Source organism: Streptomyces sp. NPDC050619, from assembly GCF_040654815.1.
Taxonomy (GTDB): domain Bacteria; phylum Actinomycetota; class Actinomycetes; order Streptomycetales; family Streptomycetaceae; genus Streptomyces.
In genome coordinates this window covers 17,386-43,520 of record NZ_JBFAIR010000053.1, presented here as the reverse complement: position 1 = coordinate 43,520, position 26,135 = coordinate 17,386, and the positions used below count along the sequence as shown (strand labels likewise).

The following is a 26,135-nucleotide window of genomic DNA, read 5'->3' as shown; positions in this document are numbered from 1 at the left end:
GATTCCGTCTGCTGGGAGAGTTGGACCTTCTTCTGACATGGGCCATTCTGCCGCACCCGCGCGCCTGTCCACCGTTCGGTGGACATAAGCAAGTACGCACGGTCGTCCCGGAGCGTTCGGTTCCGGACGAGGCTGGACGACATGACACCACACGGATACGAGCTCGCGGTGGACGTACGGGGGCTGCGCAAGCGGTACGGCGACGTGACCGCGGTCGACGGTATCGATCTCGGTATCCGCAAGGGGGAGGTCTTCGGCCTGCTCGGACCCAACGGCGCGGGCAAGAGCACGACGGTGGAGATCCTCCAGGGCAATCGCGGCCGGGACGCGGGCGAGGTGACCGTCCTGGGGGCGGACCCGGCGCATGGCACACGCGCGTGGCGCTCACGTGTCGGAATCGTCTGGCAGGACGAATCCGCGCCCGCCGAGTTGACGGTCGGCGAGACCGTGCGGCACTTCGCCCGCTACTACCCGAGACCGCGGGATCCCGAGGAGGTCATCGGTCTGGTGGGTCTGGAGGCCAAGGCGGGCAGTCGGATCAAGGCGCTGTCGGGCGGACAGCGCCGACGCCTCGACGTGGCGCTCGGGGTGATCGGCGACCCCGAGCTGCTGCTCCTGGACGAGCCGACGACCGGCTTCGACCCGGCGGCCCGCCGCCAGTTCTGGGACCTGATCCGCAAGCTGTCCCACGAGGGCACGACCATCCTGCTGACCACGCACTACCTGGAGGAGGCGGAGGCGCTCGCGCATCGGCTGGCGGTCATCACCAAGGGGCAGGTCGCCGCCGAGGGCGAGCCGACCGCTCTGCGGGAGCGGTACGGCACCGGGGCCACCGTCGAGTGGACCGAGCCGGACGGCTCCCCGCGCGCGGAGCGCACGGACACCCCCACCCGGACGGTGACCGAGCTCATGCGCCGTTTCGACGGCGAGATCCCGGGGCTGCGGGTGAGCCGCCCCACGCTGGAGGACGTCTACCTCCGGCTGACCGGACAGGCCGCACAGACCACACAGACCGAACAGTCCGCACAGACTGCACAGACGGCACAGGAGGACGCGCGATGACCACGACCGTCGTACGGTCCCGGACGCGGACGTCCGCCGCGCGGATGCCCGGGGCGTGGGGGCTCGGGCTGCGGCGGGGTGGCCTGGAGCTCAAGCAGTTCTTCCGGCAGCGCGACCATGTGGTGTTCACCTTCGCCTTCCCGGTGGTGTTCCTGTTCCTGTTCGCGTCGATCTTCAGCGACGACGTGCAGGGCGCCGGGGTCACCGCCTCGCAGCTGTACGTCCCGGCGATGATGGCCGCCGGCATCATGTCGACGAGCTTCCAGTCCCTCGGTATCTCCATCGCGATCGAACGGGACGAGAAGGTGCTGCGCCGGCTGCGCGGCACGCCGATGCCGCCGGCGGCGTACTTCCTCGGGAAGATCTGGCTGGTGCTGGTCACCGGTCTGCTGGAGACGGCGATCCTGTTGCTCGTCGGCACGACCCTGTACGACGTCGATCTGCCCTCGGACGCGAGCCGGTGGTTCGACTTCGCCTGGATCTTCGTCCTCGGCCTGACGGGGTGCGCACTGCTGGGCATCGCGATCAGCTCGGTGCCGAAGAGCGGCAAGAGCGCGACCTCCGTGGTCGTACTCCCCTTCCTCGTGCTCCAGTTCATCTCCGGGGTGTACATCGCGATCGACACCATCCCGGACTGGATGCTGAACATCGGCGCGCTGTTCCCGTTGAAGTGGATGTGCCAGGGCCTGCGCGGAGTGTTCCTGCCGGAGTCGGCACAGATCCTGGAACAGTCCGGAAGCTGGGAGTTCGGGCGGATCGCCCTGGTGCTGGCGGCGTGGTGCGTCGGAGGATTGGTGCTGTGTCTGCTGACCTTCCGGTGGAAGAGCCGGCGCGACGGGTGACGGGTCCGGACGACACCGTCGGCGCCTACACCTGGGCGCGTTCGTTCCGGATCTGGGACATCTACTTCGCGCTCATCTGGCTGGCCACCCTGGTGTTCGTGCTCGGCGCGGAGCATCCCGGGTGGCCGGTCCGGATCGTCGCGGCCGGACTCCTGGTCCCGCTCGTCCCCTTGTTCGTGTGGGTCGGACGGACCATTCTGCGCGGCGACCCGCCCGGGCAACGGCAGGCGCTCGGCTACCTCACGGCGGCGATGGCGCTGTTCCTGCCCTCGGCGATCCTCGTGGGCGAGACCCGGCTGATGACCTTCGCGCTGGTCCCCCAGTGCTTCATGACGCTGCGGATGCACCGGGCGCTGGTGGCGGTGGCCGTCATCAGCCTGGCCCCCGTCACGGGCTGGGCACTGGTGTGGTGGCCGAGCGAACAGGCCGTCTTCTTCAACGGACTGTTCGCTCTGGTCACCTTCGTCTTCTCGGTGGCCGTCGGCAGCTGGGTCATCCGCATCATCGAGCAGAGCCAGGAGCGGGCCGCGCTGATCGCCGAGCTGGACGCCAGCCGGCACGAGATCTCCCGGCTGTCGGCCGCGCACGGCGCCCTGGCCGAGCGGGAGCGGATGGCCCGGGAGATCCACGACACCCTCGCACAGGGCTTCACCAGCCTGCTGATGCTGATCCAGGCCGTCGAGGCGGAACTCGACCACGATGTGCCCGAGGCCCGCCGGCACCTGGCGCTGATGGACGAGACGGCCCGGCAGAACCTGGCCGAGGCCCGCGCCCTGGTCGCCGGGGGCGCCCCGGCGGACCTGGACGGCGCCTCGCTCCCGGATGCGCTGCGCCGGCTCGCCGCCCGCCACGACGCCGTACTCGAGGTCACCGGCCCCGTCCGGGCCCTGCCCGCCGGCCCCGAGGTCGTGGCCCTGCGCGCCTGCCAGGAGGCGCTGACGAACGCCCGCAGGCACGCCGGAAGCGCACCGGTCGTCGGCATCGCGCTGGCATACGCCGACGAGGCGCTCACCGTGTCCGTCCAGGACGACGGCTGCGGCTTCGATCCGGCTGCCGTGACCAGTGGTTATGGTCTGGCGGGGCTGCGCGCCCGGGCCGCCGAGGTGGGCGGGACCGCGCGGGTCCACAGCGCACCGGGCGACGGCACGACGGTGACCGTCCGCCTGCCCGTACCGCCCGTGAGGAGCGCACAGTGATCCGGATCATCCTGGCCGACGACCACCCTGTCGTACGGGAGGGCCTGCGGGCGATGCTGAGCGCCGAACCGGACCTGGATGTGGTCGCCGACGCGTCCAGCGGGCCGCAGGCGGAGGCGCTGGCCGCCCAGTTGCGGCCCGACATCGTGCTGATGGACCTGCGGATGCCGGGCGGCGGGGGCGTGGACTCCATCGTGCGGATGAGCGAGGCCCAGCTGCCCTGCCGGGTGATCGTCCTGACGACGTACGAGACGGACCGCGACATTCTGCGGGCCGTCGAGGCGGGCGCGGCGGGGTACCTGCTGAAGGATCTGCCGCGGGGCGAACTGGCCGATGCCATACGGGCCGCGGCGCGGGGCGAGACGGTGCTGGCGCCGTCGGTGGCGGCCCGGTTGGTGAACCAGCTGCGCGCCAAGCCGGATCGGCCCCGGCTCTCGGAGCGGGAGACGGCGGTGCTGCGGCTGGTGGCGGAGGGGTGCACGAACGCGGAGATCGGGCGGCGGCTGTTCATCGGCGAGTCGACGGTGAAGACCCATCTGCTGCGGGCCTTCGGGAAGTTGGGGGTGGACGACCGGACAGCCGCGGTGACCAGCGCCATGCGGTACGGCCTGCTCGACTGAGGACCCTGGAGGCTCCGCCCCCAGACCCTCCGGCCTACGCCCACCCACCCCCGTCTCGCTCGGATGAATGATCAGCCCAGCCTCGACTCCAGCTCCGCCACGATCTCGTTCACCCCGATCGCCGTCTGCTCGCCGGACTCCATGTCCTTGAGCTGGACGACGCCCTCGGCGAGGTCGCGTTCGCCGGCGACGACGGTGTAGCGGGCGCCGCTGCGGTTGGCGTTCTTCATGGCACCTTTGAGGCCCTTGGCGCCGTACGAGAAGTCCGCCGCGATGCCCACCTTGCGCATCTCGGTGACCTTGGCGAACAGGACCCGGCGGGCCTCCTCGCCGAGCGGTACCGCGAACACGCTGGTCGAGGCGGGGAGTTGGAGCTCCACGCCCTCCGCCTCCAGTGCCAGGACCGTGCGGTCGACGCCGAGTGCCCAGCCCACGGACGGCAGGGCGGGACCGCCGATCATCTCGGACAGCCCGTCGTAGCGGCCGCCGCCGCCCACCGCGGACTGGGAGCCCAGACCGTCGTGGACGAACTCGAAGGTGGTACGCGTGTAGTAGTCCAGGCCGCGGACCAGCTTCGGGTCGTCCTCGAAGGAGACACCCGCCGCGGTGATCAGCTCGCGGACCTCCTCGTGGTACGCCTTGCAGGCGTCGCAGAGGTAGTCGCGCAGGAGCGGGGCGTCGGTCAGCTGCTTCTGGACGTCCGGGCGCTTGTCGTCGAGGACCCGCAGGGGGTTGATGTCGGCGCGGCGCAGGGTGTCCTCGTCCAGGTCCAGCCCGCGCAGGAAGTCCCGCAGCGCGGCCCGGTAGACGGGACGGCACTCCTTGTCGCCCAGGGAGTTCAGCAGGATGCGGAAGTCGCGCAGGCCCAGCGAGCGGTACGCCTGGTCGGCCAGGATGATCAACTCGGCGTCCAGCGCCGGGTCCTCGGCGCCGATCGCCTCGGCGCCGACCTGGGAGAAGTGGCGGTAACGGCCCTTCTGGGGGCGCTCGTAGCGGTAGTACGAGCCCGAATACCAGAGCTTGACCGGGAGGTTGCCCGCCTTGTGCAGGTTGGCCTCCAGAGCGGCGCGCAGTACGGAGGCCGTGCCTTCGGGGCGCAGGGCCAGCCGGTCGCCGCCCTTGGTCTCGAAGGCGTACATCTCCTTCGTCACGATGTCCGTCGACTCCCCCACACCGCGCGCGAAGAGTTCGATGTTCTCGAAGCCCGGCGTCTCGATGTAGCCGTAGCCGGAGTTGCGCAGCGGCGCGGCGATCGCCTCGCGGACGGCCAGGAACGTGGCGCTGTCCGGCGGGATCAGGTCGTACGTGCCCTTGGGGGCCTTGAAGGTGCTCACGGAAGGTCTCTCGTCACATTCCTCGTCGGGGAGGGGTGTCAACACCCATTCCCTGGCCGGCGGCCACCTGCCGCAAGTACGGGTTGGTGGCGCGCTCCTGGCCGATGGTCGTCTGGGGGCCGTGGCCCGACAGCACCACGGTCGAGTCGTCGAGCGGCAGGCACACGCGGGCCAGCGAGTCGAGCATCTCGTCCATGTCACCGCCGGGCAGGTCGGTGCGTCCGATGGAGCCGGCGAAGAGCAGGTCGCCCGAGAAGAACACCTGCGGGATGTCCGCGGTCTCAGGCATCCGGAACGCCACCGACCCCTTGGTATGGCCGGGCGCGTGCGCGACGGACAGCTCCAGGCCCGCCAGCTCCAACTTGGCGCCGTCGGTCAGCTCCTTGACGTCGTCCGGCTCCCCCACGGTCAGCTCGCCCATCAGCGGCATCCCGATGGAACGGCCGAGACCCATCGACGGGTCGGTCATCATGTACCGGTCCTCGGGGTGGATCCACGCCGGTACGCCGTGCGCGCCGCACACCGGGACGACCGAGGCCACATGGTCGATGTGGCCGTGTGTGAGGACGACGGCGACGGGCTTGAGCCGATGCTTCTTCAGCGTTTCCTCGACTCCCTCGGCGGCCTGGTGGCCGGGGTCGATGATCACGCACTCCTCACCGGCGGCGGGGGCGACGAGATAACAGTTCGTCCCCCAGGCCCCGGCGGGGAACCCGGCAATGAGCACGATCGTCCTTCGTTGTGTCGATACGGGTGGGCTTCTGAGCGGTTACGCCTGTGGTCAGAGCCTACCGGCGCTGCCGATTCCTCAGCTAACCCATATACGGTACGGGGCACACGCAGGCTGTCGGCTCACAAGACGCACGCGTCCCAGTCGACGTACGAGACGCATGAGGAGAAAATCCGGTGGTCACCCAGGAACAGCGGAAGCGTCAGCTCGCCCGGGAGAAGTTCTTGCGGCAACAGCAGCGGCGCACGTCCGCGCGGCGCAAGGCGCGCATGCGCAACTCGGTGATCGCGTCGGTGCTCGGCGTGGTCCTGGTGGGCAGCGGCGCCCTGTACGCCGCCGGGGTCTTCAAGGACGACGACAAGGCCAACGCCGGCTCCGAGACGAGCGCGAGCCCGAGCGCGGCGGCGACCAGCAAGGCGCCGGATCCGTGCGAGAAGCCCGCGGCGGGCAAGGTCAAGACGGCGACCTGGAAGAAGGAGCCGGCGATGACCATCGACAAGTCGGCCGAGTACACGATGAAGCTCGCGACGACGTGCGGTGAGATAGACATCGCGCTGAAGACATCGGCCGCGCCGCACACCGTGAACTCGTTCAACTTCCTGGCCGGAAAGGGCTTCTTCGACCACACGAAGTGCCACCGGCTCACCAACGAGGGCATCTACGTGTTGCAGTGCGGCGACCCCACGGCCAGCGGCAGCGGCGGTCCCGGCTACACCATCCCGGACGAGAACCTGAAGGACAAAAGCCTGAAGGGCAACGTCTACCCGGCGGGCACGATCGCGATGGCCAACACCGGGCAGAAGAACACCGGCGGCAGCCAGTTCTTCCTCGTCTACCAGGACAGTCAGCTGCCGCCCAGCTACACACCGTTCGGTACCGTGTCCGAATCCGGCATGAAGGTTCTCAAGAAGATCGCCGCCGCCGGAGCCCAGCCCGCGGACCCCACGACGGGCAACACCGCACCGAACGCGACCGTGGTGATCAACAAGGCAACCGTCACCAAATCCTGACTCCCAACAGCGGAATTTCGGTCGCGCGGGATGCGGACAGGCAACCCGCCGGTCGCCTATGTTGGCCGTGACGAAACTGTGGACGATGCTCGGGGGCGCTGAAGCCCCTCGCAGGCATCATGTGGAGGAGGCGCTGTGAGCAGCGACCCGTGGGGCCGCGTCGACGAGACGGGGACCGTGTACGTGCGTACGGCCGACGGCGAGCAGGTCGTCGGTTCCTGGCAGGCAGGCTCCCCCGAGGAAGCACTGGCCTACTTCGAGCGCAAGTACGAGGGCCTGGTTGTCGAGATCGGCCTCCTCGAGAAGCGAGTGAAGACGACGGACCTGTCCGCGAAGGACGCGATGGCCGCCATCGACCACATTCGCGAGCAGGTCGACGCCCACCACGCGGTCGGCGACCTGGGTGCGCTCAGGGTCCGGCTGGACAAGCTCGTGGAGACCGTCGACAAGCGCCGCGAGGAGCGCAAGGCGCAGCGGGCGAAGCAGTCGGACGAGGCGCGGCACGCCAAGGAGGCGCTCGTCGTCGAGGCGGAGGAGCTGGCGCAGTCCGACCAGTGGCGGGCGGCCGGTGAGCGGCTGCGGGCCCTGGTGGACACCTGGAAGGGTCTGCCGCGGCTGGACCGCAAGTCGGACGACGAGCTGTGGCACCGCTTCTCGCACGCCCGCTCGGCGTTCTCCAAGCGCCGCAAGGCGCACTTCGCGTCGCTGGACGCGCAGCGCGAGGAGGCCCGCCGCACCAAGGAGCGGCTGGTCGGCGAGGCCGAGGCGCTGTCCGGGTCGACGGACTGGGGTCCGACTGCCGCGCGCTACCGCGAGCTGATGGCGGAGTGGAAGGCCGCGGGCCGCGCCCAGCGCGAGCACGAGGACGACCTGTGGAACCGCTTCCGCGGCGCCCAGGACGTGTTCTTCGCCGCCCGCAGCTCGGTCTTCGCCGAGCGCGACGCCGAGCAGTCGGAGAACCTGAAGCTGAAGGAGGAGCTGGCCGAGGAGGCCGAGAAGCTCCTGCCGATCGGCGACCTGAAGACCGCCCGCGCCCAGTTCCGCTCGCTCAACGAGCGCTGGGAGGCCATCGGCCATGTGCCGCGCGACGCGCGGCCGAAGGTCGAGGGCCGGATGCAGGCCGTCGAGCGGGCCCTCCAGGAGGCCGAGGAGACCGAGTGGCGCCGGACGAACCCGGAGGCACGCGCGCGTGCCGAGGGTCTGACCGGTCAGCTCCAGGCGGCGGTGGACAAGCTGAAGGGCCAGATCGAGCAGGCGCGGGCCCAGGGCAACAACTCCAGGGCCGACAAGCTGGAGCGGGAGCTGGAGGGCCGCCAGGCACTTCTGGACCAGGCTCTGAAGGGGCTGGAGGAGTTCGGCGGCTGACGCCTCGGGCATACGGCAGAGGGGCTCCCGTACCTTTCCGGTACGGGAGCCCCTCTGCCGTATGCGGTGCTACGCCCGGCTGCGCGCCGACGTCACCCGGTACACGTCGTACACACCCTCGACGCCCCTGACCGCCTTGAGGACGTGTCCGAGGTGCTTCGGGTCGCCCATCTCGAAGGTGAAGCGGGAGGTGGCGACGCGGTCGCGCGAGGTCTGGACGGCCGCGGAGAGGATGTTGACGTGCTGGTCGGACAGGACACGGGTGACGTCCGACAGCAGCCGGGAGCGGTCGAGGGCCTCGACCTGGATGGCGACCAGGAAGACCGAGGACTGGGTGGGCGCCCACTCGACTTCCAGGATGCGTTCGGGTTCGCGGGACAGTGAGTCCACGTTCACGCAGTCGCTGCGGTGAACCGATACTCCACTACCGCGCGTGACGAATCCGATGATCGGGTCGCCGGGTACGGGCGTACAACAGCGGGCCAGCTTCACCCAGACGTCGTCGACGCCCTTGACGACGACACCCGGGTCGTTGCTGCTGCGCCGCTTGCGGCTGCGGCCGCGGGCCGGCGGGATCGACTCGTCGATCTCCTCGGTGGCGGCCTCCTCGCCGCCGAGCGCCTGGACGAGCTTCTGCACGACGTTCTGCGCGGAGACATGGCCCTCGCCGATCGCCGCGTACAGCGCGGAGATGTCCGGGTAGCGCATCTCGTGGGCGAGCGTGACGAGCGAGTCGCCGGTCAGGATGCGCTGGATCGGCAGGTTCTGTTTGCGCATCGCGCGGACGATCGCGTCCTTGCCGTGCTCGATCGCCTCGTCACGGCGCTCCTTGGAGAACCATGCCCGGATCTTGTTGCGGGCGCGCGGCGACTTCACGAAGCCGAGCCAGTCGCGGGAGGGGCCCGCGCCGGACGCCTTGGAGGTGAAGACCTCGACCAGGTCGCCGTTGTCCAGGGTGGATTCGAGCGGTACGAGCCTGCCGTTGACCCGTGCTCCTATGGTCCGGTGGCCGACCTCCGTGTGGACCGCGTACGCGAAGTCCACCGGGGTGGCCCCGGCCGGGAGCGCTATGACGTCGCCCTTCGGGGTGAAGACGAAGACCTCGTTGCGGGACAGGTCGAAGCGCAGGGACTCCAGGAACTCGCCCGGGTCCTCGGTCTCCTTCTGCCAGTCCAGCAGCTGCCGCAGCCACGCCATGTCGTTGAGGTGGTCGTCCTTGCCCTTGCCGGACGACTTCGGCGCGTCGGTGCGGACCTTGGAGGCGCCGGCGACGGCCTCCTGCTTGTACTTCCAGTGCGCGGCGATGCCGTACTCGGCGCGGCGGTGCATGTCGAACGTACGGATCTGGAGCTCGACGGGCTTGCCGTTGGGCCCGATGACCGTCGTGTGCAGCGACTGGTACATGTTGAACTTGGGCATCGCGATGTAGTCCTTGAACCGGCCGGGGACCGGGTTCCATCGCGCGTGCACCGTGCCGAGGGCCGCGTAGCAGTCGCGGACGGTGTCGACCAGTACACGAATGCCCACCAGGTCGTAGATCTCCGCGAAGTCACGGCCGCGGACGATCATCTTCTGGTAGACGCTGTAGTAGTGCTTCGGGCGGCCGGTGACGGTCGCCTTGATACGGGCCGCGCGCAGGTCGGACTGGACCTCGTCGGTCACTATGGCGAGGTACTCGTCGCGCTTGGGGGCGCGCTCGGCGACCAGGCGGACGATCTCGTCGTACATCTTGGGGTAGAGGATCGCGAACGCGAGGTCCTCCAGCTCCCACTTGATGGTGTTCATGCCCAGCCGGTGGGCGAGCGGCGCGTAGATCTCGAGGGTCTCGCGCGCCTTCTTCTCCTGCTTCTCGCGCTTGAGGTAACGCATGGTGCGCATGTTGTGCAGGCGGTCGGCGAGCTTGATGACCAGGACGCGCGGGTCCTTGGCCATCGCTACGACCATCTTGCGCACGGTCTCGGCCTGCGCGGCCTCGCCGAACTTGACCTTGTCCAGTTTGGTGACGCCGTCGACGAGCAGGGCCACGGAGTCGCCGAAGTCGCGGCGGAGCTGGTCGAGGCCGTACTCGGTGTCCTCGACGGTGTCGTGCAGGAGACCGGCCATCAGCGTGGCCGGGTCCATGCCCAGCTCGGCGAGGATCGTGGTCACCGCGAGCGGGTGCGTGATGTACGGGTCGCCGCTCTTGCGCTTCTGGCCGCGATGCCAGCGCTCGGCGACCTGATAGGCCTTCTCGATCTGCCGCAGCGTCACGGTCTCGATCTTCGGGTCGTTGCTGCGGACTATCCGCAGCAACGGCTCCAGTACCGGGTTGTACGGGTTGGAGCGCTGTACTCCGAGGCGGGCGAGGCGGGCGCGGACGCGGTTGGAGGAGCCGGAGCGGGGGGACTGGCCGGCCGCCGGGCGGACCGCGGGCGGGTTCACGGGGCGCTGGGACGACTCGGCGGGCTTGGGGCGCGGCTGCTCGGCCGGCTTCTCGACCGGTGCGGAATGGGCGTGCTGGACCGGCCCGCTGGTGTCGTTCTTCTCCTGCGGCGTCTTCGGCGCGGGCTTGGCCGCCGGAGCCGAGCTGGGCTCGGGCTTTGCGGCGGTAAGTGGCTGGGCCTCGTCTGGCAAGAGGACTCCTCGTGCGCGATCCGGGTCCCCCGGTCAGGCTCCGGAAACCCCATGGTAGCGATCCCCCGCCCCAGGATCGCCTTCAGGCCGATGTGAGAGCCGTCTACTGGAGAAACACGAGAGGCGGGCACCGGATTCCTCCGGGCCCGCCTTCGCGGTGTCCTGCGGGTGACACAAGGCTTTCGTACGGCCGTCGCGCACCCTTGGCGCAGGGGTGGTGTGCAGGTGGCTCAGACCTTGAGCAGAGCCTCCAGCGGGGCGCCGGCGAGCGCCGGTTCCAGGCGGGCACGGCCGCCGAGGAAGCCGAGCTCCATCAGGACGGCCAGGCCCGCGACCTCGGCGCCGGCCCGGCGGATCAGCTGGATCGAGGCCTCGGCCGTGCCCCCGGTGGCCAGCACGTCATCGACCACCAGGACACGGTCGTCGGAAGACAGGTCCTCCGCGTGTACCTCGATCTCGGCTGAGCCGTACTCCAGGTCGTACGCCTGACTGAGGGTGGCTCCGGGGAGCTTGCCCGCCTTGCGCACGGGGACGAAGCCGAGGCCGGCCCGGACGGCGACCGGGGCGCCGAGGATGAAGCCGCGGGCCTCCAGGCCGACGATCTTCGTTGCTCCGGTGTTCCCGGCGATGTCGGCGAGCGCGTCGGTGAGCGCCGTGAACGCCGCCGGGTCCGCGAGCAGCGGGGTGATGTCCTTGAACATCACGCCCGGCTCGGGGTAGTCGGCCACGTCGCGGATGCGGCTGAGGAGCAGTTCTGCGACGTCGGTGAGCTCGGTCATCGGCGCTTCCCCGAGGGACGGCCGCGGCCGCGGTTGCGGGACGCGGGCTGGTTGCGGGGGCCGACCACCGCGGGAGCCACGTCCTCGGATTCCTCGTCGTCGAACGGCTCGTCGGCGACCGGAGCGTCCAGCGCCTCGCCCGTCGTGGCGGCCTGCGCCCGCTTGGCGAGGACGCGCTTCCTGAGCGCCTTCATCTGCGGCTCGCGCTCCTTGAGGTCGGCGACGAGCGGCGTGGCGATGAAGATCGAGGAGTACGCACCGGCGGCGAGGCCGACGAACAGCGACAGGGAGATGTCGTTGAGCATGCCGGCACCGAGCACACCGCCGCCGATGAACAGCAGGCCCGCCACCGGCAGCAGCGCGACCACCGTGGTGTTGATGGAGCGGACCAGGGTGCTGTTGATCGAGCGGTTCGCGACGTCGCTGTAGGTCCAGCGGGTCTGTTTGGTGATGTTCTTCGTCTGTTCCTTGAGGCTGTCGAAGACGACGACGGTGTCGTACAGCGAGTAACCGAGGATGGTGAGCAGACCGATCACCGTGCCGGGCGTGACCTCGAAGCCGACGAGGGCATAGATGCCGACCGTGATGGTGATGTCGTGGATCAGCGCGACGAACGCGGCGACCGCCATGCGCCATTCGAAGGCGATCGCCAGATAGATCACGACCAGGACCAGGAAGATGCCGAGGCCCTGCCAGGCCTTGTTGGCGATCTGCTCGCCCCAGCTGGGGCCGACCAGGTCGGCGTTGATGTTCTCGGAGTCGACCTTCAGGTCCTTGGCGAGTTCCGCCTTGACCTGGTTGGACTTGTCGGTGTCCAGGCCGGCGATCTGGATGCGCATGCTGCCGTTGCCGAGCTTCTGCACGATCGCGTCGTGGCCGGACGCCTCCTCCGCGTACGTCTCGGCCTGGGAGACCGAGGCGGGGGTGCTCTTCGGGGTGGTGAAGACGGCGCCGCCCTGGAACTCGATGCCCATGTTCAGGCCGCGCACCGCCAGGCCGACGATGGCCGTGATGGTGATCAGGATCGAGATGCCGTACCAGATCTTGCGGTTTCCGACGAAGTGGTAGCCGATCTCGCCGCGGTGCAGCCGGGCGCCGAGGGTGCCGAGCTTCGACATCTCACGCCTCCTTCGTGTCGACGGGGGCGGAGGGACGGCGGGTGCGGCGCAGCGGGGGCTGGGCACCCAGTCGCTTGGGATCGAGGCCGGACCAGCTGTGACCGCTGCCGAAGAACTTCGAGCGCGCCATGATCGTCAGCAGCGGCTTGGTGAAGAGGAAGACGACCACCACGTCGAGGACGGTGGTCAGGCCGAGCGTGAACGCGAAGCCCTGGACCTTGCCGACGGTGACGATGAACAGCACCGCCGCGGCGAGGAACGACACGAAGTCGGAGACCAGGATGGTGCGCCGGGCACGCGGCCAGGCCCGCTCGACGGCGGGGCGCAGCGAGCGGCCCTCGCGGATCTCGTCCCGGACCCGTTCGAAGTACACGATGAACGAGTCCGCTGTGATACCGATCGCGACGATGGCACCGCACACGGCCGGCAGGTTCAGCGCGAAACCGATGGCCGGGCCGAGCAGCGACATGATCACGTAGGTGAGGGCGGCGGAGACCAGCAGCGAGGCGACGGCGATGAGCGACAGGCCGCGGTAGTACACCACCAGGTAGAGGACCACCAGGGCGAGGCCGATCGCGCCGGCGATCAGACCGGCCTGGAGCTGCTCACCGCCGAGCGCGGCGGTCACCGTGGTGACGCTGTCCTCCTTGAAGGTCAGCGGCAGCGCACCGTACGACAGCATGTTGGCGAGGCTCTGGGCCTCCTCCTGGTTGAAGCTGCCGGAGATCTCCGCGTTGCCGCCGGTCAGCGCCTGGTTGACGAAGGGGTCGGAGACGACCTCGCCGTCCAGGACGATGGCGAACTGGTTCTGCGGGGACTGGTTCTTGGCAAGCTGGCCGGTGATGTCCGCGAACTTCTTGGAGCCACTGCCCGTGAACTTCATGGTGACGGTCCAGCCGGCGGCGGTCGTCGTGTTGAAGACGGCACTCGCCTCGTCGACGTCGGTGCCGTCGACCGCGGCGGGACCCAGCACGTACTTCTGCCACTGACCCTGCGAGTTCTGGCCGCAGGCAACGGTCGTGTCGGTGGGCTTGGCGCCCTTGCCTGCATCGGCCCGGACCGCCGGCTTGGTGCAGTCCAGTGCGGCGTACTGGGCCTGGAGCTTGGCGGTCGCGTCGTCGGTGCCGCCGGCGGACGGCGAGGCGCTGGCGGAGGCCGAGGCGCTCGTGGACGGCGTGGGGTCGGCCTTGAGGGCGTCGGTGACCGCGCGGCCCTGCGAGGTGGGGGTAGCCGACGGGGTGCCGGAGCTGGGGGGAGACGAGGACGAGGTCGCCTTGTCCGCGGAGTCCGTGGGCTTGCCGGTGGGGCTGCCGGAGGCGCTCGGCGACGGGCTGGCCGTCGCGGCGGCGCCGGAGACCTCGGTGGCGATGACCGGCCGGAAGTAGAGCTTGGCGGTGGTACCGACCTGGTCCTGGGCCTCCTTGGAGTTCGTGCCCTTGGGGATGTTGACGATGATGTTCGCCTCGCCCTGGGTCTGAACCTCGGCCTCCGAGACGCCAAGACCGTTGACACGGCGGTTCATGATGTCGACCGCGGTGTCCATGTTGGTCTTGTTGATCGCGGATTCCTGGCCGGCCTCGGGGACCGCCCGGAGCGTGATGCTCGTGCCACCGGCCAGGTCGATACCGAGACGCGGAGTGGTGTGCCCGGAGAGGAACATCCCTCCGGTGAGCGCCACGATGGCGATCAGGATGAGGACCAGCGAGCGCCCTGGCTTGCTCTGGGCACTCGCGCTCCGGCCCTTCTTAGGTGCTGCCACCTTCTCGTACTCCCTCTCGGGCCGCCTCGCGCCGGGTCGGCGGACGGGCGGCCATGACGTGGTGTCGCGATCCCGTGCGAGCTGCGCAGGCCCCGGGGGGCGCGGAGCTTGCCCGCGCCCCCCGGAGTGCGACTACTTCGCCTCGGAGTCGCCGTCGGTCTTCTTCGGCTCGTCGTCCGTCTTCGCCTCGGCGACCTCTGCGGGCTCTGCGTCGGCAGGCTTTTCGGTCGTGTCCTTCTTACCAAGGTCGACGGACTTGTCGTCGGAAGCGGCGGAAGCGTCGGCGGCGGGCTCGTCGGTTTCGTCGGTCTCGGTGAGGGAGGAAGCGTCGTCCGGGATGACGTCGGGGTCGGACTTCAGGTCGTGCTCGATGCCGTGGACGATGCGGTTGTACTCGTCGTCCGAGAGAACGGCACCGATGGAGTTCTTGGCGAACAGCAGGTCGACGCCCGGGCCGGCGTCGAGGAGGACCGTCTCCTCATTGACCTCCTTCACCGTCGCGTAAATGCCCCCGATGGTGCGGACGCCACTGCCGGGCTGCATTTCATTCCGCATTTGCGCGGCCGCCTGTTGCTTCTTCTTGGCCGAGCGGGTCATCAGGAACATGGCCCCGATGAGCACGATGAACGGGAGGAGGGTCACGAGACTCACGGGTCGGAACTTCCTTCACGCGACCGCGATGGTGAGCGGCCTGATGGTTGGGGGTATGTATACCGCCGACGAAGGCGGCATCGGCGGAGTCTAAGCGAGTCCGCGCGCAAGGAACAACGCTCAGCATGGCACCAGGGTTCCTGGCCCGGCCACTGCCGTTCCCCGTCACGCCCCGAACAAGTCCTGTTGTCCGTTTCCGGAGGCCGCCGAGCGGGGCGGGGTGAGGCCGAGATGCGCCCATGCGGCGGGCGTACCGATCCGGCCGCGGGGGGTACGGGCGAGCAGGCCCTCGCGGACGAGGAAGGGCTCGGCGACCTCCTCCACGGTCTCACGCTCCTCCCCCACCGCGACCGCGAGCGTCGACAGGCCGACGGGGCCGCCGCCGAACAGCTTGAGCAGGGCTTCCAGGACCGCGCGGTCGAGGCGGTCCAGGCCCCGGGCGTCGACCTCGTAGACCGCCAGGGCCGCCCCGGCGATCTCCCTGGTGATCAGGCCGTCGGCCTTGACCTGGGCGTAGTCGCGCACGCGGCGCAGCAGGCGGTTGGCGATACGGGGCGTGCCCCGGGAACGGCCGGCGATCTCGGCGGCGCCGTCGGCCTCGATCTCGACGTCCAGCAGACTCGCCGAGCGGTGGATGACGCGCTCCAGCTCGACGGGCTCGTAGAACTCCATGTGCGCGGTGAAGCCGAACCGGTCGCGCAGCGGGGGCGGCAGCAGGCCCGCGCGGGTGGTGGCGCCGACCAGGGTGAAGGGCGGCAGTTCGAGCGGGATGGCGGTGGCGCCGGGGCCCTTGCCGACGATGACGTCGACGCGGTAGTCCTCCATCGCCATGTAGAGCATCTCCTCGGCGGGCCGGGACATGCGGTGGATCTCGTCGAGGAAGAGGACCTCGCCCTCCTGGAGGGAGGAGAGGATCGCGGCGAGATCGCCGGCGTGCTGGATCGCGGGACCGCTGGTGATCCGGATCGGGGCGTTCATCTCGGCCGCGATGATCATCGACAGGGTGGTCTTGCCGAGGCCGGGGGCACCGGAGAGCAGGACATGGTCAGCGGTGGCGCCACGCGCGCGTGCGGCACGCAGGACGAGGTCGAGCTGTTCGCGGACCTTCTCCTGGCCGATGAACTCGTCCAGGTCCTTGGGGCGCAGGGCGGCCTCGACGGCCTGGTCCTCACGGTCGGCGACAGAGTCCACCAGCCGCTCCGCGGCGGAGGTGTCCGTCGTGTCGTCCCAGTTCATGGATGCCTCGGGGTCTCGTAAGGGCGCGGGTGGTTCAGCGGGTGCGGTTCAGGGTCTGCAGGGCCGCCTTCAGCAGCTGCCCGACCTGGGGCGTGCCCCCCGCGGCCTCCGCCTGGGGTGCCACGGCGGACACGGCCTCGTCGGCCTCACGGGTCGCGTACCCCAGGCCGACCAGCGCGGCGTGCAGCTGGTCGCGCCAGCCGGCGGTGACCGGTGTGCCGATCGCGGGGGTGCCGATCGGCTCGCCGAGGCGGTCCTTGAACTCCAGGAGCAGCTTCTGAGCGCCCTTCCTGCCGATGCCGGGGACGGCGGTGAGCGCCTTCTCGTCGCCGGTGGAGACGGCCCGGCGCAGGGCGTCCGGAGAGTGCACCGCCAGCATGGCCTGGGCCAGGCGGGGGCCGACGCCGCTGGCGGTCTGGAGCAGTTCGAAGGTCTGCCGTTCGTCGTCGTCCGCGAAGCCGTACAGGGTGAGGGAGTCCTCCCGTACGACGAGGGAGGTGGCGAGCTTGGCGGGCTGTCCCATGCGGAGTGTGGACAGCGTGTTCGGCGTGCACTGGAGCGCCATGCCGACGCCCCCCACCTCGATCACCGCGGCGTCGGGGGCGAGCGCGGCGACCTTGCCGCTGACAAAGGCGATCATGCCGTACGGCCTTTCGATGCGTGCAGGGCGACGGCCTGCTGGAGTCGGTTCTGGGCGGGGCCGCGCCAGATGTGGCAGATGGCGAGCGCGAGGGCGTCGGCGGCGTCGGCGGGTTTCGGCGGCGCGTCGAGCCGCAGCAGGCGGGTGACCATGGCACCGACCTGGGCCTTGTCGGCGCGACCGCTGCCGGTGACGGCGGCCTTGACCTCGCTGGGGGTGTGCAGGGCCACGGGGATGCCGCGGCGGGCCGCACAGAGCATCGCTACGGCACTGGCCTGGGCGGTGCCCATCACCGTCTGTACGTTGTGCTGGCTGAACACCCGCTCCACGGCGACGATTTCGGGCCGGTGTTCGTCCAGCCACCGCTCGATGCCCTGCTCCACGGCGACGAGGCGCTGCCCCAACTCGGCGTCCGCGGGCGTGCGTACGACTCCGACGCCGAGCATGGTCAAGGGCCGGCCCGCGACGCCTTCGACCACCCCGACACCGCACCGGGTCAACCCGGGGTCAACACCCAGTACCCGCACCGAGCCCCTCCTTCGATCGCCTGTTTGTGCAGGCTATCGGGTGCCACCGACAACGACGGCGGGCCGGTAGGACGTGTCCCACCAGCCCGCTTGAAACTCGCCCCGCTCGCGGCAGCGTTACGCGTCGACCTTCTCCATGATCTCGTCGCTGACATCGAAGTTGGCGAAGACGTTCTGCACGTCGTCGCTGTCCTCGAGTGCGTCGATCAGCTTGAAGATCTTCTTGGCGCCCTCCTCGTCCAGCTCGACCTGCATGGTCGGGACGAAGTTGGCGTCGGCGGAGTCGTAGTCGATCCCGGCGTCCTGGAGGGCGGTGCGGACCGCGACCAGGTCAGTTGCCTCGGAGATGATCTCGAAGGACTCGCCCAGGTCGTTGACCTCCTCGGCGCCCGCGTCCAGGACTGCGCCGAGGACATCGTCCTCACCCAGCTCGCCCTTGGGGACGATGACGACGCCCTTGCGGTTGAAGAGGTACGACACCGAGCCCGGGTCGGCCATGGAACCGCCGTTGCGGGTCATGGCGACGCGCACGTCGGAGGCGGCGCGGTTGCGGTTGTCCGTGAGGCACTCGATGAGCACCGCGACGCCGTTGGGGCCGTAACCCTCGTACATGATGGTCTCGTAGTCGGCGCCACCGGCCTCGAGACCGCCACCCCGCTTGATCGCGGAGTCGATGTTCTTGTTGGGAACCGACGACTTCTTCGCCTTCTGCACGGCGTCGTACAGAGTCGGATTGCCGTCGAGGTCGACGCCGCCCATCCGCGCCGCGACCTCGATGTTCTTGATCAGCTTCGCGAAGAGCTTGCCGCGCTTGGCGTCGATCACGGCCTTCTTGTGCTTCGTCGTGGCCCATTTAGAGTGGCCGGACATCTGCCTGTCTCCTTCGCGTAACCCATCTCTGTACGAACCCCAGAGATCCTACAAGGACTACGCCGTCCGGTACGCGCGCACCATGTCGACGAACAGGGAGTGCACGCGGTGGTCGCCGGTCAGCTCCGGGTGGAACGACGTGGCGAGCGCGTTGCCTTGGCGGACCGCCACGATGTGGCCGTCGTGCTCGGCCAGTACCTCGGTCTCGGCGCCGACGGACTCGACCCAGGGGGCACGGATGAAGACGCCTTCTACAGGATCGCCCCCGATGCCCCGGACGTCGACGGCCGCTTCGAAGGATTCGTTCTGCCGTCCGAAGGCGTTGCGGCGCACGATCATGTCGATGCCGCCGATCGTCTCCTGGCCCGAGCGCGGGTCGAGGATCTTGTCGGCGAGCAGGATCATGCCCGCGCAGGTGCCGTAGACGGGCATGCCGTCCCGCACGCGCGCGCGGAGGGGCTCCATCACGCCGAAGAGGACGGCCAGCTTGGAGATGGTCGTGGACTCGCCGCCGGGGAGGACGAGGCCGTCCACCTCGGCGAGTTCGTCGGGGCGTCGCACCGGCCTGGCCACGGCGTCGGCCGCGGCCAGGGCGATGAGGTGCTCCCGTACGTCGCCCTGGAGGGCCAGGACGCCTATGACAGGTGCGTCGGTCATGTAAGTGCAGTCCTAAGGGGGCGACTTACCAGCCGCGGTTGGCGTAGCGCTCGGACTCGGGGAGGGTGTCGCAGTTGATGCCGACCATGGCCTCGCCGAGGTTGCGGGACGCGTCGGCGATGATCTTCGGGTCGTCGTAGAAGGTGGTCGCCTTCACGATGGCGGCGGCACGCTTGGCCGGGTCGCCGGACTTGAAGATGCCGGAGCCGACGAAGACGCCCTCGGCGCCGAGCTGGCGCATGAGCGCGGCGTCGGCGGGGGTGGCCACGCCGCCGGCGGAGAACAGCACGACCGGGAGCTTGCCGAGCTGGGAGACTTCCTTGACCAGCTCGTACGGGGCCCGCAGGTCCTTGGCGGCGGCGTACAGCTCGTTGTTGTCGTAGCCGCGCAGCCGGGCGATCTCGTTCTTGATCTGGCGCAGGTGGCGGACGGCCTCGACGACGTTGCCGGTGCCTGCCTCGCCCTTGGAGCGGATCATCGCGGCGCCCTCGGCGATGCGGCGCAGGGCCTCGCCGAGGTTGGTGGCGCCACACACGAAGGGGGTGGTGAACGCCCACTTGTCGGAGTGGTTGACCTCGTCGGCCGGGGTGAGGACCTCGGACTCGTCGATGTAGTCGACGCCGAGGGACTGCAGGACCTGGGCCTCGACGAAGTGGCCGATGCGGGACTTGGCCATGACCGGGATCGAGACGGCCTCGATGATGCCCTCGATCATGTCCGGGTCGGACATGCGGGCCACGCCGCCGTCCTTGCGGATGTCGGCCGGGACCCGCTCCAGGGCCATGACGGCGACGGCGCCCGCGTCCTCGGCGATCTTCGCCTGCTCCGGCGTGACGACGTCCATGATCACGCCGCCCTTGAGCTGCTCGGCCATGCCGCGCTTCACGCGGGCGGTGCCGGTCTCGGGAGCCTGGTTGTCGGAAAGCGTGCTGGACACGGGTGACCTCACTGAAGTGAAAAAGGGTTTCTGCATCACTCTGCATCACTGAGGAAACGGGAAGAACCAGGCCACATCAAGGGCCAATGAGGAGGCAGTGGATCGTTTTCCGGCCGACGGCCCGCGAGCAGGGGCTATGCCGGACGGTCCGCCAAGGCCGCCGGTGGCTCGTCGTCCATCTCGAACGCCAGCGGGAACGGCGCGTGGCCCGCCAGCCGGAACCAGCGCACCTTGCGGTGCCTGCGCAGGGCTCGTGCCGCGCGTACGGCGTCGTTGTGGAAGCGCCGGGCCATCGGCACCCTGCGCACCGCCTGGGTCAGCTCACGGGCCGCCGCCTCTCCCCCGGGCGCCTCCCGTACCGCCTCCACCTGCTGCGTCTCGGCGAACACGGCCCGCAGCGCCTGGCTCAGCTCGCTCTCGGCGAACTCCCGCTGTTCCTCCTCGGCCTGGCGGGCGGCGTGCGCCGCCTCGTACAGGACGATCGACGCCGCCGGATCGAGCACTCCGGAGGTGGCCAGTTCCTGGGTCACCGAGGCGCGGCGCAGCAGTTGCGCGTCCAGCGCGGCCCGCGCCGCGTCGATCCGGGCGTGCAGCCGGTCCAACCGTCCCGCCGTCCAGCTCAGGTACAGGCCGATCGCGACGAGCGCGACGAGGATCCAGATCAGGGTTGCGGTCACGGGCGGCAAGGTTACCGGGGTGCGGGATCAGCTCTACGGGGCCTCACCCCCACCCCGTCGGACAGCGGCCTCAGTCCCGCGCCAGCCCCAGTCGCGCCCGCAGCCCCGGGGGCCGGTCCTCGGCCGCGGCGACCGCCGCCGCCCCCGCCGTCACCGTCTCGTAGACGGACAGGATGTCCGCGCCGACCGTCGACCAGTCGAACCGCCGTACGTGCGCGCTGCCGCGTTCCCGCAGCTCCTCGCGCCGCACCGGGTCCCCGAGCAGCCGCAGGGCCGCCTCGGCGAGCGCGTCCGCGTCCTCGTTGGCGAACAACTCGCCCGCCGCGCCCTGGTCCAGCACCTGGGCGAAGGCGTCCAGGTCCGAGGCCAGCACCGGGGCGCCCGCCGACATCGCCTCGACGAGGATGATCCCGAAGCTCTCGCCGCCGGTGTTGGGGGCGACGTACAGGTCGACGCTGCGCAGGAAGCGGGCCTTGTCCTCGTCGCTGACCATGCCGAGGAACTCCACGCGCGAGCGCAGCTCCTCGGGCAGCGTCTCCACGGCCTCCTCCTCGTCACCGCGGCCGGCCACCAGCAGCCGGGTCTGCGGGCGCGCGGCGAGGATCCTGGGCAGGGCCTTCATCAGCACCGGCAGGCCCTTGCGAGGCTCGTCGATACGGCCGACGAAGCCGATCGTCTCGCCCTGCCACTCGGGCCTGGGCTCGGCCCGGGCGAAGAAGTCGACATCGACGCCGTTCGGGATCACCACCGCGTCGCCGCCGAGGTGTTCGACGAGCGTGCGCCGGGCGTACTCGCTCACCGCGATCCGGGCGCTGATCTTCTCCAGGGCGGCCTGGAGGATCGAGTACGCGGCGATCATGGCCCGGGAGCGCGGGTTCGAGGTGTGGAAGGTGGCGACGATCGGTCCCTGCGCGGCCCAGCAGGTCAGCAGGCCCAGCGAGGGCGAGGTCGGCTCGTGGATGTGCACGACGTCGAAGTGGCCGTCGTGCAGCCAGCGGCGTACCCGGGCGGCGCTCAGGAAGCCGAAGTTCAGGCGGGCCACCGAGCCGTTGTACGGCACCGGCACGGCGCGGCCGGCCGAGACGACGTACGGCGGCAGTGGGGTCTCGTCGTCGGCGGGGGCGAGCACGGACACCTCGTGCCCGAGGCGGATGAAGTACTCGGCCAGATCCCGGATGTGGAACTGGACGCCGCCCGGCACGTCCCAGGAGTACGGGCAGACGATGCCGATCCTCACGCTGTCCCCCCGGCGGGAGAACGCGCGGAGTCGAGGTCCTTGAGCCACAAGCGCTGGAGCATGTGCCAGTCCTCCGGATGGTCGGCGATCCCCGCGGCGAAGGCATCGGCCAGCGCCTGTGCCATGACAGACGTCTTCTCGGCCCGCGTACCTGACTCGGGTACCTCGACCGGAGGATGCACCCGGCCGCGCATGACGGGTGAGTCGTCGTACCAGAGCGTCACCGGCAGCAGCAGCGCCCCGGTCTGCTGGGCGAGCAGCGCCGGGCCGGCCGGGATCCGGGTGGCCTCGCCGAAGAACTGGACCTCGACGCCGGAGGAGGACAGGTCCCGTTCGGCGACCAGGCAGACCAGGCCGCCGTCGCGCAGCCGCCGGGCCAGCGTGCCGAACGCGGTGCCGCCGGTGTGCGGCAGGACCTCCATGCCGAGGCCCTCGCGGTAGGCGACGAAACGGTCGTACAGCGTCTCCGGCTTGAGGCGCTCGGCGACGGTGGTGAACGGCGTGTCCAGCCTGGTGGTGACCCAGGCTCCGGCGAGGTCCCAGTTGGCCATGTGGGGCAGCGCCAGGATGACGCCCTTGCCGGCCGCGAGGCCGTCGGTGAGGTGGTGCAGGTCCTTGGGATCGAAGCCGTTCCTGACGCGCTCGGCGCTCCAGGCCGGCAGCCGGAAGGACTCCATCCAGTAGCGCAGGTACGACCGCATGCCCGCGCGCGAGAGCTCGGCCAGGCGCTCGGGGGACGCGTCGGGCACCACGCGCGCGTAGTTGCTCTCCAGCCGCCGCACGCCCTTGCCGCGCCGCTTCCAGGCGAGGTCGGCGATACTCCCGCCCAGGCGCGTGGCGACCGGCTCGGGCAGCTTCTTCACCACGCCCCAGCCGAGGCCGTACAGCGCGTCGGTGACCCGGTCCTGAGCGCTCACTTCGCCGCCTCGCTCCCCTGCTTCTCCTGAGCGGCCGCGGCCTCCGCCTCGGCGGACTCCCGGCGGACCGTGACGACCCGCTGGATCAGCGTGACCAGGCTACCGACGGCGACGATCCACAGCGCGACGGGCAGCAGGTACTGGATACCCGGCACGCCGAACTTGTGCAGCCCCGCCAGCCCGGCCAGGACCAGGGCGATCACCAGCCGCTCGGCCCGCTCGACGAGCCCGTTGACGGCGACCGGCAGGCCGATCGATTCGCCACGGGCCTTCGTGTACGACACCACCTGGCCGCTGGCCAGACAGAAGATCGAGACGGCGCACAGGACGTTGTCGTCGCCGCTGCCCGCGTACCAGAGGGCGAAGCCGCCGAAGATGGCGCCGTCGGCGACCCGGTCGAGCGTGGAGTCCAGGAAGGCGCCCCAGCGGCTGGTGCGGCCCAGCTGGCGGGCCATGTTGCCGTCGACGAGGTCGGAGAACACGAACAGCGTGATCACGACCGTGCCCCAGAAGAACTCACCCATGGGATAGAAGACCAGCGCGCCCGCGACCACGCCGGCGGTGCCGAGCAGCGTGACCGTGTCGGGGCTGACGCCCCGCCGGATGAGAAACGCGGCGAACGGTGTGAGAACACGCGTGAAGAATGCACGCGCGTACTTGTTCAGCATGGCCTTCCCGAGGGTCGGTGTGGCCGAGCGGCCCCTGCTGACCACCGGCTGGCCCATCGTAGCCACGCGCGCGCGTGGACGACGGCCGGGCACCGTCAGCCCGGGTCACGGCCTGACGCCATCCCGGTCACGGCGCGGTCGCGCCGCCCTCAAGGGCCAGTGGCACCGCCGTCGAGGTCCAGTGGCGCGATCCCGTCCTCCGTATGGACGCACCGTGACGGGAGTGGAAAGCTCGAAGGACACCGCGGGCGTCGCCGGAGCCGCCACCGCACGCGGATCCCGCATGTCCGCGCCCACAGAGACCTCACCGTGCACGGGAGGCAAGGCCATGGGCGACAAGGCGAACGCACACCCCGGAGCCGCCGGCAGGGCAACGGCGGCCGACCACCCCGCGTCCGTACGGAATGTGGTGCTGGTCGGCCACACCGGATCGGGCAAGACGACATTGGTGGAGGCTCTCGCGCTGACGGCGGGAGCAGTGAACCGGGCGGGCCGCGTGGAGGACGGCGGCACCGTCTCCGACTACGACGAGATCGAGCACCGGCAGCAACGCTCGGTGCAGCTCTCCCTGGTACCCGTCGAATGGGACGGATACAAGATCAACCTTCTCGACACCCCCGGATACGCCGACTTCGTCGGAGAACTCAGGGCCGGTCTGCGAGCGGCGGACGCGGCCCTTTTCGTCGTCTCGGCCTCCGACGGGGTGGACGGCTCGACCCGCATGGTGTGGGAGGAGTGCGCGGCCGTCGGCATGCCGCGGGCCATCGTCGTCACGCACCTGGAGGCCGCCCGGGCGGACTTCGAGGAAATGACGCGGATCTGCGCCGAGGCCTTCGGCGGCGACGACCCCGACGCCGTACTGCCGCTGTACCTGCCGCTGCACGGCCCGCAGGCGCCGGACGGGCACGCGCCCGTGACCGGGCTGATCGGGCTGCTGTCGCAGAAGCTGTTCGACTACTCGACCGGGGAACGCAAGGAGTCCGAGCCCGGCGAGGACCAGCTGCCGCTGATCGAGGACGCCCGCAACCGGCTGATCGAGGGGATCATCTCGGAGAGCGAGGACGAGACCCTCATGGACCGGTACCTCGGCGGCGAGCCGATCGACTTCAAGACGCTGGTGGAGGACCTGGAACGGGCCGTCGCGCGCGGGGTCTTCTTCCCGGTCCTGGCCGCCGCCCCCGCGGCCGAGGGCGCCCGGCAGGGGCTCGGCACGCTCGAACTGCTGGAACTGGTCACGCGTGGCTTCCCGACCCCGCTGGAGCGCGAGGCACCCAAGGTCACCACCGTCGACGGCAAACCGCGCGAGCTGAAACTGTGCGACAAGGACGGACCACTGGTCGCGGAGGTCGTGAAAACGTCGTCCGACCCCTACGTCGGCCGCGTCTCCCTGGTACGGGTCTTCTCCGGCACGCTGCACCCGGACGAGACCGTGCACGTGTCCGGGCACGGTCTCGCCGACCGCGGGCACGAGGATCACGACGTCGACGAGCGGATCGGCGCCCTGTCCGCGCCCTTCGGCAAGCAGCAGCGGGTGCTCACCCACTGCATCGCCGGCGACCTCGCGTCCGTGGCGAAGCTGAGCCGCGCGGAGACCGGGGACACGCTCTCGGCCAAGGACGACCCCCTGCTCATGGAGCCGTGGGAGATGCCCGATCCGCTGCTGCCGCTCGCCATCCATGCGCACAGCAAGGCGGACGAGGACAAGCTCTCCCAGGGCCTGTCCCGGCTGGTCGCCGAGGACCCGACCATGCGGCTCGAACAGAACCAGGACACCCACCAGGTGGTGCTGTGGTGCCTGGGCGAGGCACACGCCGACGTCGCGCTGGAACGCCTGCGCAACCGGTACGGCGTCCAGGTCGACGTCGTACCGCACAAGGTCTCCCTCCGGGAGACGTTCGCCGCCAAGTCGGCGGGCCGCGGCCGCCACGTGAAGCAGTCCGGCGGGCACGGGCAGTACGCCATCTGCGAGATCGAGGTGGAGCCGCTGCCGGGCGGCTCGGGCATCGAGTTCGTCGACAAGGTCGTCGGCGGCGCGGTGCCCCGCCAGTTCATCCCGTCCGTCGAGAAGGGCGTAAGGGCCCAGGCCGCCAGGGGAGTTGCGGCGGGCTATCCGCTCATCGACATCCGGGTCACACTGCTGGACGGCAAGGCGCACTCCGTGGACTCCTCGGACGCCGCGTTCCAGACGGCCGGCGCGCTGGCGCTGCGGGAAGCCGCGGCCGACGCGCGGATCCACCTGCTGGAGCCGGTCGCCGAGGTGAGCGTCCTGGTCGGCGACGACTACGTGGGCGCGGTGATGAGCGACCTGTCCGGGCGCCGCGGCCGGGTCCTCGGCACGGAACAGACCAGCAACGGACGGACGTTGGTGCGGGCCGAGGTACCCGAGATCGAGATCGGCCGGTACGCCGTCGATCTGCGCTCCCTGTCGCACGGCACCGCACGCTTCAACCGCTCCTACGCACGACACGAACCGATGCCCCCGCAGATCGCGGAAAGGCTCCGTGAAGAGATGCGCGACGCCTCGTAGTTGGCGCCGGGCACCCGACAAGTGGCTTTTGCGGAAGGCTCCCCTCCGCCTCGGTGGACGGCTTCGGCCGTCCACCGGCTAATGTCAGTGCCTGCGGATACGCTGATGACCTGATCAACAGGTGTGCGAAGCACGGAAGTCGGGAAGGCCGCAGGAGCAAGAC

24 protein-coding genes are annotated in these 26,135 nt (G+C 70.0%); 7 read left to right on the top strand and 17 right to left on the bottom strand.

Annotated elements, in window-relative coordinates; all coding sequences use genetic code 11:
• The first annotated feature begins 141 nt into the window (after positions 1–141).
• From AB0I77_RS48485 to AB0I77_RS48470, 4 genes are read left to right on the top strand one after another with little or no spacing between them, the layout of a single operon-like run.
• Positions 142–1,062, top strand: coding sequence for an ABC transporter ATP-binding protein (locus AB0I77_RS48485; protein WP_363289378.1), 921 nt, complete (start codon positions 142–144; stop codon positions 1,060–1,062).
• Positions 1,059–1,904, top strand: coding sequence for an ABC transporter permease (locus tag AB0I77_RS48480; protein WP_363289377.1), 846 nt, complete (start codon positions 1,059–1,061; stop codon positions 1,902–1,904). Before AB0I77_RS48485 ends, AB0I77_RS48480 begins: the two co-directional genes overlap by 4 nt.
• Positions 1,880–3,100, top strand: coding sequence for a sensor histidine kinase (locus AB0I77_RS48475; protein ID WP_363289392.1), 1,221 nt, complete (start codon positions 1,880–1,882; stop codon positions 3,098–3,100). The genes AB0I77_RS48480 and AB0I77_RS48475 overlap by 25 nt, the downstream gene beginning before the upstream one ends.
• On the top strand, positions 3,097–3,720 hold the full coding sequence (locus AB0I77_RS48470; protein WP_363289376.1) for a response regulator transcription factor: 624 nt from the start codon (positions 3,097–3,099) through the stop codon (positions 3,718–3,720). Before AB0I77_RS48475 ends, AB0I77_RS48470 begins: the two co-directional genes overlap by 4 nt.
• 71 nt (positions 3,721–3,791) lie before the next feature.
• Here the strand turns inward: AB0I77_RS48470 and hisS are convergent, their stop codons facing one another.
• On the bottom strand, positions 3,792–5,054 hold the full coding sequence (hisS, locus tag AB0I77_RS48465; RefSeq protein ID WP_363289375.1) for a histidine--tRNA ligase: 1,263 nt from the start codon (positions 5,052–5,054) through the stop codon (positions 3,792–3,794).
• A 13-nt stretch (positions 5,055–5,067) separates the two neighbouring features.
• Positions 5,068–5,781, bottom strand: a complete 714-nt coding sequence (locus tag AB0I77_RS48460; protein ID WP_363289374.1) for an MBL fold metallo-hydrolase — start codon at positions 5,779–5,781, stop codon at positions 5,068–5,070.
• A 179-nt stretch (positions 5,782–5,960) separates the two neighbouring features.
• Here AB0I77_RS48460 and AB0I77_RS48455 point away from each other — a divergent pair, with 179 nt between their 5' ends.
• Positions 5,961–6,794: a peptidylprolyl isomerase gene (locus tag AB0I77_RS48455; RefSeq protein ID WP_363289373.1), complete on the top strand. Its 834-nt coding sequence runs from the start codon at positions 5,961–5,963 to the stop codon at positions 6,792–6,794.
• Positions 6,795–6,929: 135 nt separating this feature from the next.
• Positions 6,930–8,159 (top strand): DUF349 domain-containing protein, encoded by a 1,230-nt coding sequence (locus AB0I77_RS48450; RefSeq protein WP_363289372.1) that lies wholly within the window; start codon positions 6,930–6,932, stop codon positions 8,157–8,159.
• A gap of 69 nt (positions 8,160–8,228) precedes the next feature.
• On the opposite strand, the gene relA is transcribed toward AB0I77_RS48450, so the two are convergent.
• The 15 genes from relA to pgsA form a co-directional block, all read right to left on the bottom strand.
• Entirely contained in the window at positions 8,229–10,772 is a 2,544-nt protein-coding gene (gene relA / locus AB0I77_RS48445) for a GTP pyrophosphokinase (RefSeq protein ID WP_363289371.1), read from the bottom strand.
• Between the two features lie 230 nt (positions 10,773–11,002).
• Positions 11,003–11,551, bottom strand: coding sequence for an adenine phosphoribosyltransferase (locus tag AB0I77_RS48440; RefSeq protein ID WP_363289370.1), 549 nt, complete (start codon positions 11,549–11,551; stop codon positions 11,003–11,005).
• Positions 11,548–12,669, bottom strand: coding sequence for a protein translocase subunit SecF (gene secF, locus AB0I77_RS48435; protein ID WP_363289369.1), 1,122 nt, complete (start codon positions 12,667–12,669; stop codon positions 11,548–11,550). The genes AB0I77_RS48440 and secF overlap by 4 nt, the downstream gene beginning before the upstream one ends.
• A 1-nt stretch (position 12,670) precedes the next feature.
• Positions 12,671–14,428, bottom strand: a complete 1,758-nt coding sequence (gene secD / locus AB0I77_RS48430; RefSeq protein WP_363289368.1) for a protein translocase subunit SecD — start codon at positions 14,426–14,428, stop codon at positions 12,671–12,673.
• A 132-nt stretch (positions 14,429–14,560) separates the two neighbouring features.
• Positions 14,561–15,079, bottom strand: a complete 519-nt coding sequence (gene yajC, locus AB0I77_RS48425; RefSeq protein ID WP_363289367.1) for a preprotein translocase subunit YajC — start codon at positions 15,077–15,079, stop codon at positions 14,561–14,563.
• Between the two features lie 165 nt (positions 15,080–15,244).
• Positions 15,245–16,315, bottom strand: a complete 1,071-nt coding sequence (ruvB, locus tag AB0I77_RS48420; protein ID WP_363289366.1) for a Holliday junction branch migration DNA helicase RuvB — start codon at positions 16,313–16,315, stop codon at positions 15,245–15,247.
• A gap of 34 nt (positions 16,316–16,349) precedes the next feature.
• Positions 16,350–16,955 carry a Holliday junction branch migration protein RuvA gene (gene ruvA, locus AB0I77_RS48415; RefSeq protein ID WP_363289365.1) on the bottom strand — a complete coding sequence of 202 codons (606 nt, stop codon included), beginning with the start codon at positions 16,953–16,955 and terminating at the stop codon, positions 16,350–16,352.
• The gene (gene ruvC, locus AB0I77_RS48410) at positions 16,952–17,482 is read right to left on the bottom strand and encodes a crossover junction endodeoxyribonuclease RuvC (RefSeq protein WP_363289364.1); all 531 of its coding nucleotides are present in this window, start codon (positions 17,480–17,482) and stop codon (positions 16,952–16,954) included. The genes ruvA and ruvC overlap by 4 nt, the downstream gene beginning before the upstream one ends.
• Positions 17,483–17,599: 117 nt before the next feature.
• Positions 17,600–18,352 (bottom strand): YebC/PmpR family DNA-binding transcriptional regulator, encoded by a 753-nt coding sequence (locus AB0I77_RS48405; RefSeq protein WP_363289363.1) that lies wholly within the window; start codon positions 18,350–18,352, stop codon positions 17,600–17,602.
• A 57-nt stretch (positions 18,353–18,409) separates the two neighbouring features.
• Positions 18,410–19,009, bottom strand: coding sequence for a pyridoxal 5'-phosphate synthase glutaminase subunit PdxT (gene pdxT, locus AB0I77_RS48400; protein WP_363289362.1), 600 nt, complete (start codon positions 19,007–19,009; stop codon positions 18,410–18,412).
• 25 nt (positions 19,010–19,034) lie between these two features.
• Complete coding sequence (pdxS, locus tag AB0I77_RS48395; RefSeq protein ID WP_363289361.1) at positions 19,035–19,946, bottom strand: pyridoxal 5'-phosphate synthase lyase subunit PdxS; 912 nt, start codon at positions 19,944–19,946, stop codon at positions 19,035–19,037.
• Positions 19,947–20,080: 134 nt separating this feature from the next.
• A complete protein-coding gene (locus AB0I77_RS48390; RefSeq protein ID WP_363289360.1) occupies positions 20,081–20,623 on the bottom strand; it encodes a hypothetical protein in 543 nt (180 codons plus the stop codon).
• Positions 20,624–20,693: 70 nt separating this feature from the next.
• A complete protein-coding gene (locus tag AB0I77_RS48385) occupies positions 20,694–21,860 on the bottom strand; it encodes a glycosyltransferase family 4 protein (protein ID WP_363289359.1) in 1,167 nt (388 codons plus the stop codon).
• Positions 21,857–22,777, bottom strand: a complete 921-nt coding sequence (locus tag AB0I77_RS48380; RefSeq protein ID WP_363289358.1) for a phosphatidylinositol mannoside acyltransferase — start codon at positions 22,775–22,777, stop codon at positions 21,857–21,859. The genes AB0I77_RS48385 and AB0I77_RS48380 overlap by 4 nt, the downstream gene beginning before the upstream one ends.
• Positions 22,774–23,502, bottom strand: coding sequence for a phosphatidylinositol phosphate synthase (gene pgsA / locus AB0I77_RS48375; protein WP_363289391.1), 729 nt, complete (start codon positions 23,500–23,502; stop codon positions 22,774–22,776). Before pgsA ends, AB0I77_RS48380 begins: the two co-directional genes overlap by 4 nt.
• Before the next feature lie 271 nt (positions 23,503–23,773).
• Between pgsA and AB0I77_RS48370 the strand changes: the two genes are divergently transcribed.
• Positions 23,774–25,972, top strand: a complete 2,199-nt coding sequence (locus AB0I77_RS48370) for an elongation factor G-like protein EF-G2 (protein WP_363289390.1) — start codon at positions 23,774–23,776, stop codon at positions 25,970–25,972.
• Positions 25,973–26,135 lie beyond the last annotated feature (163 nt).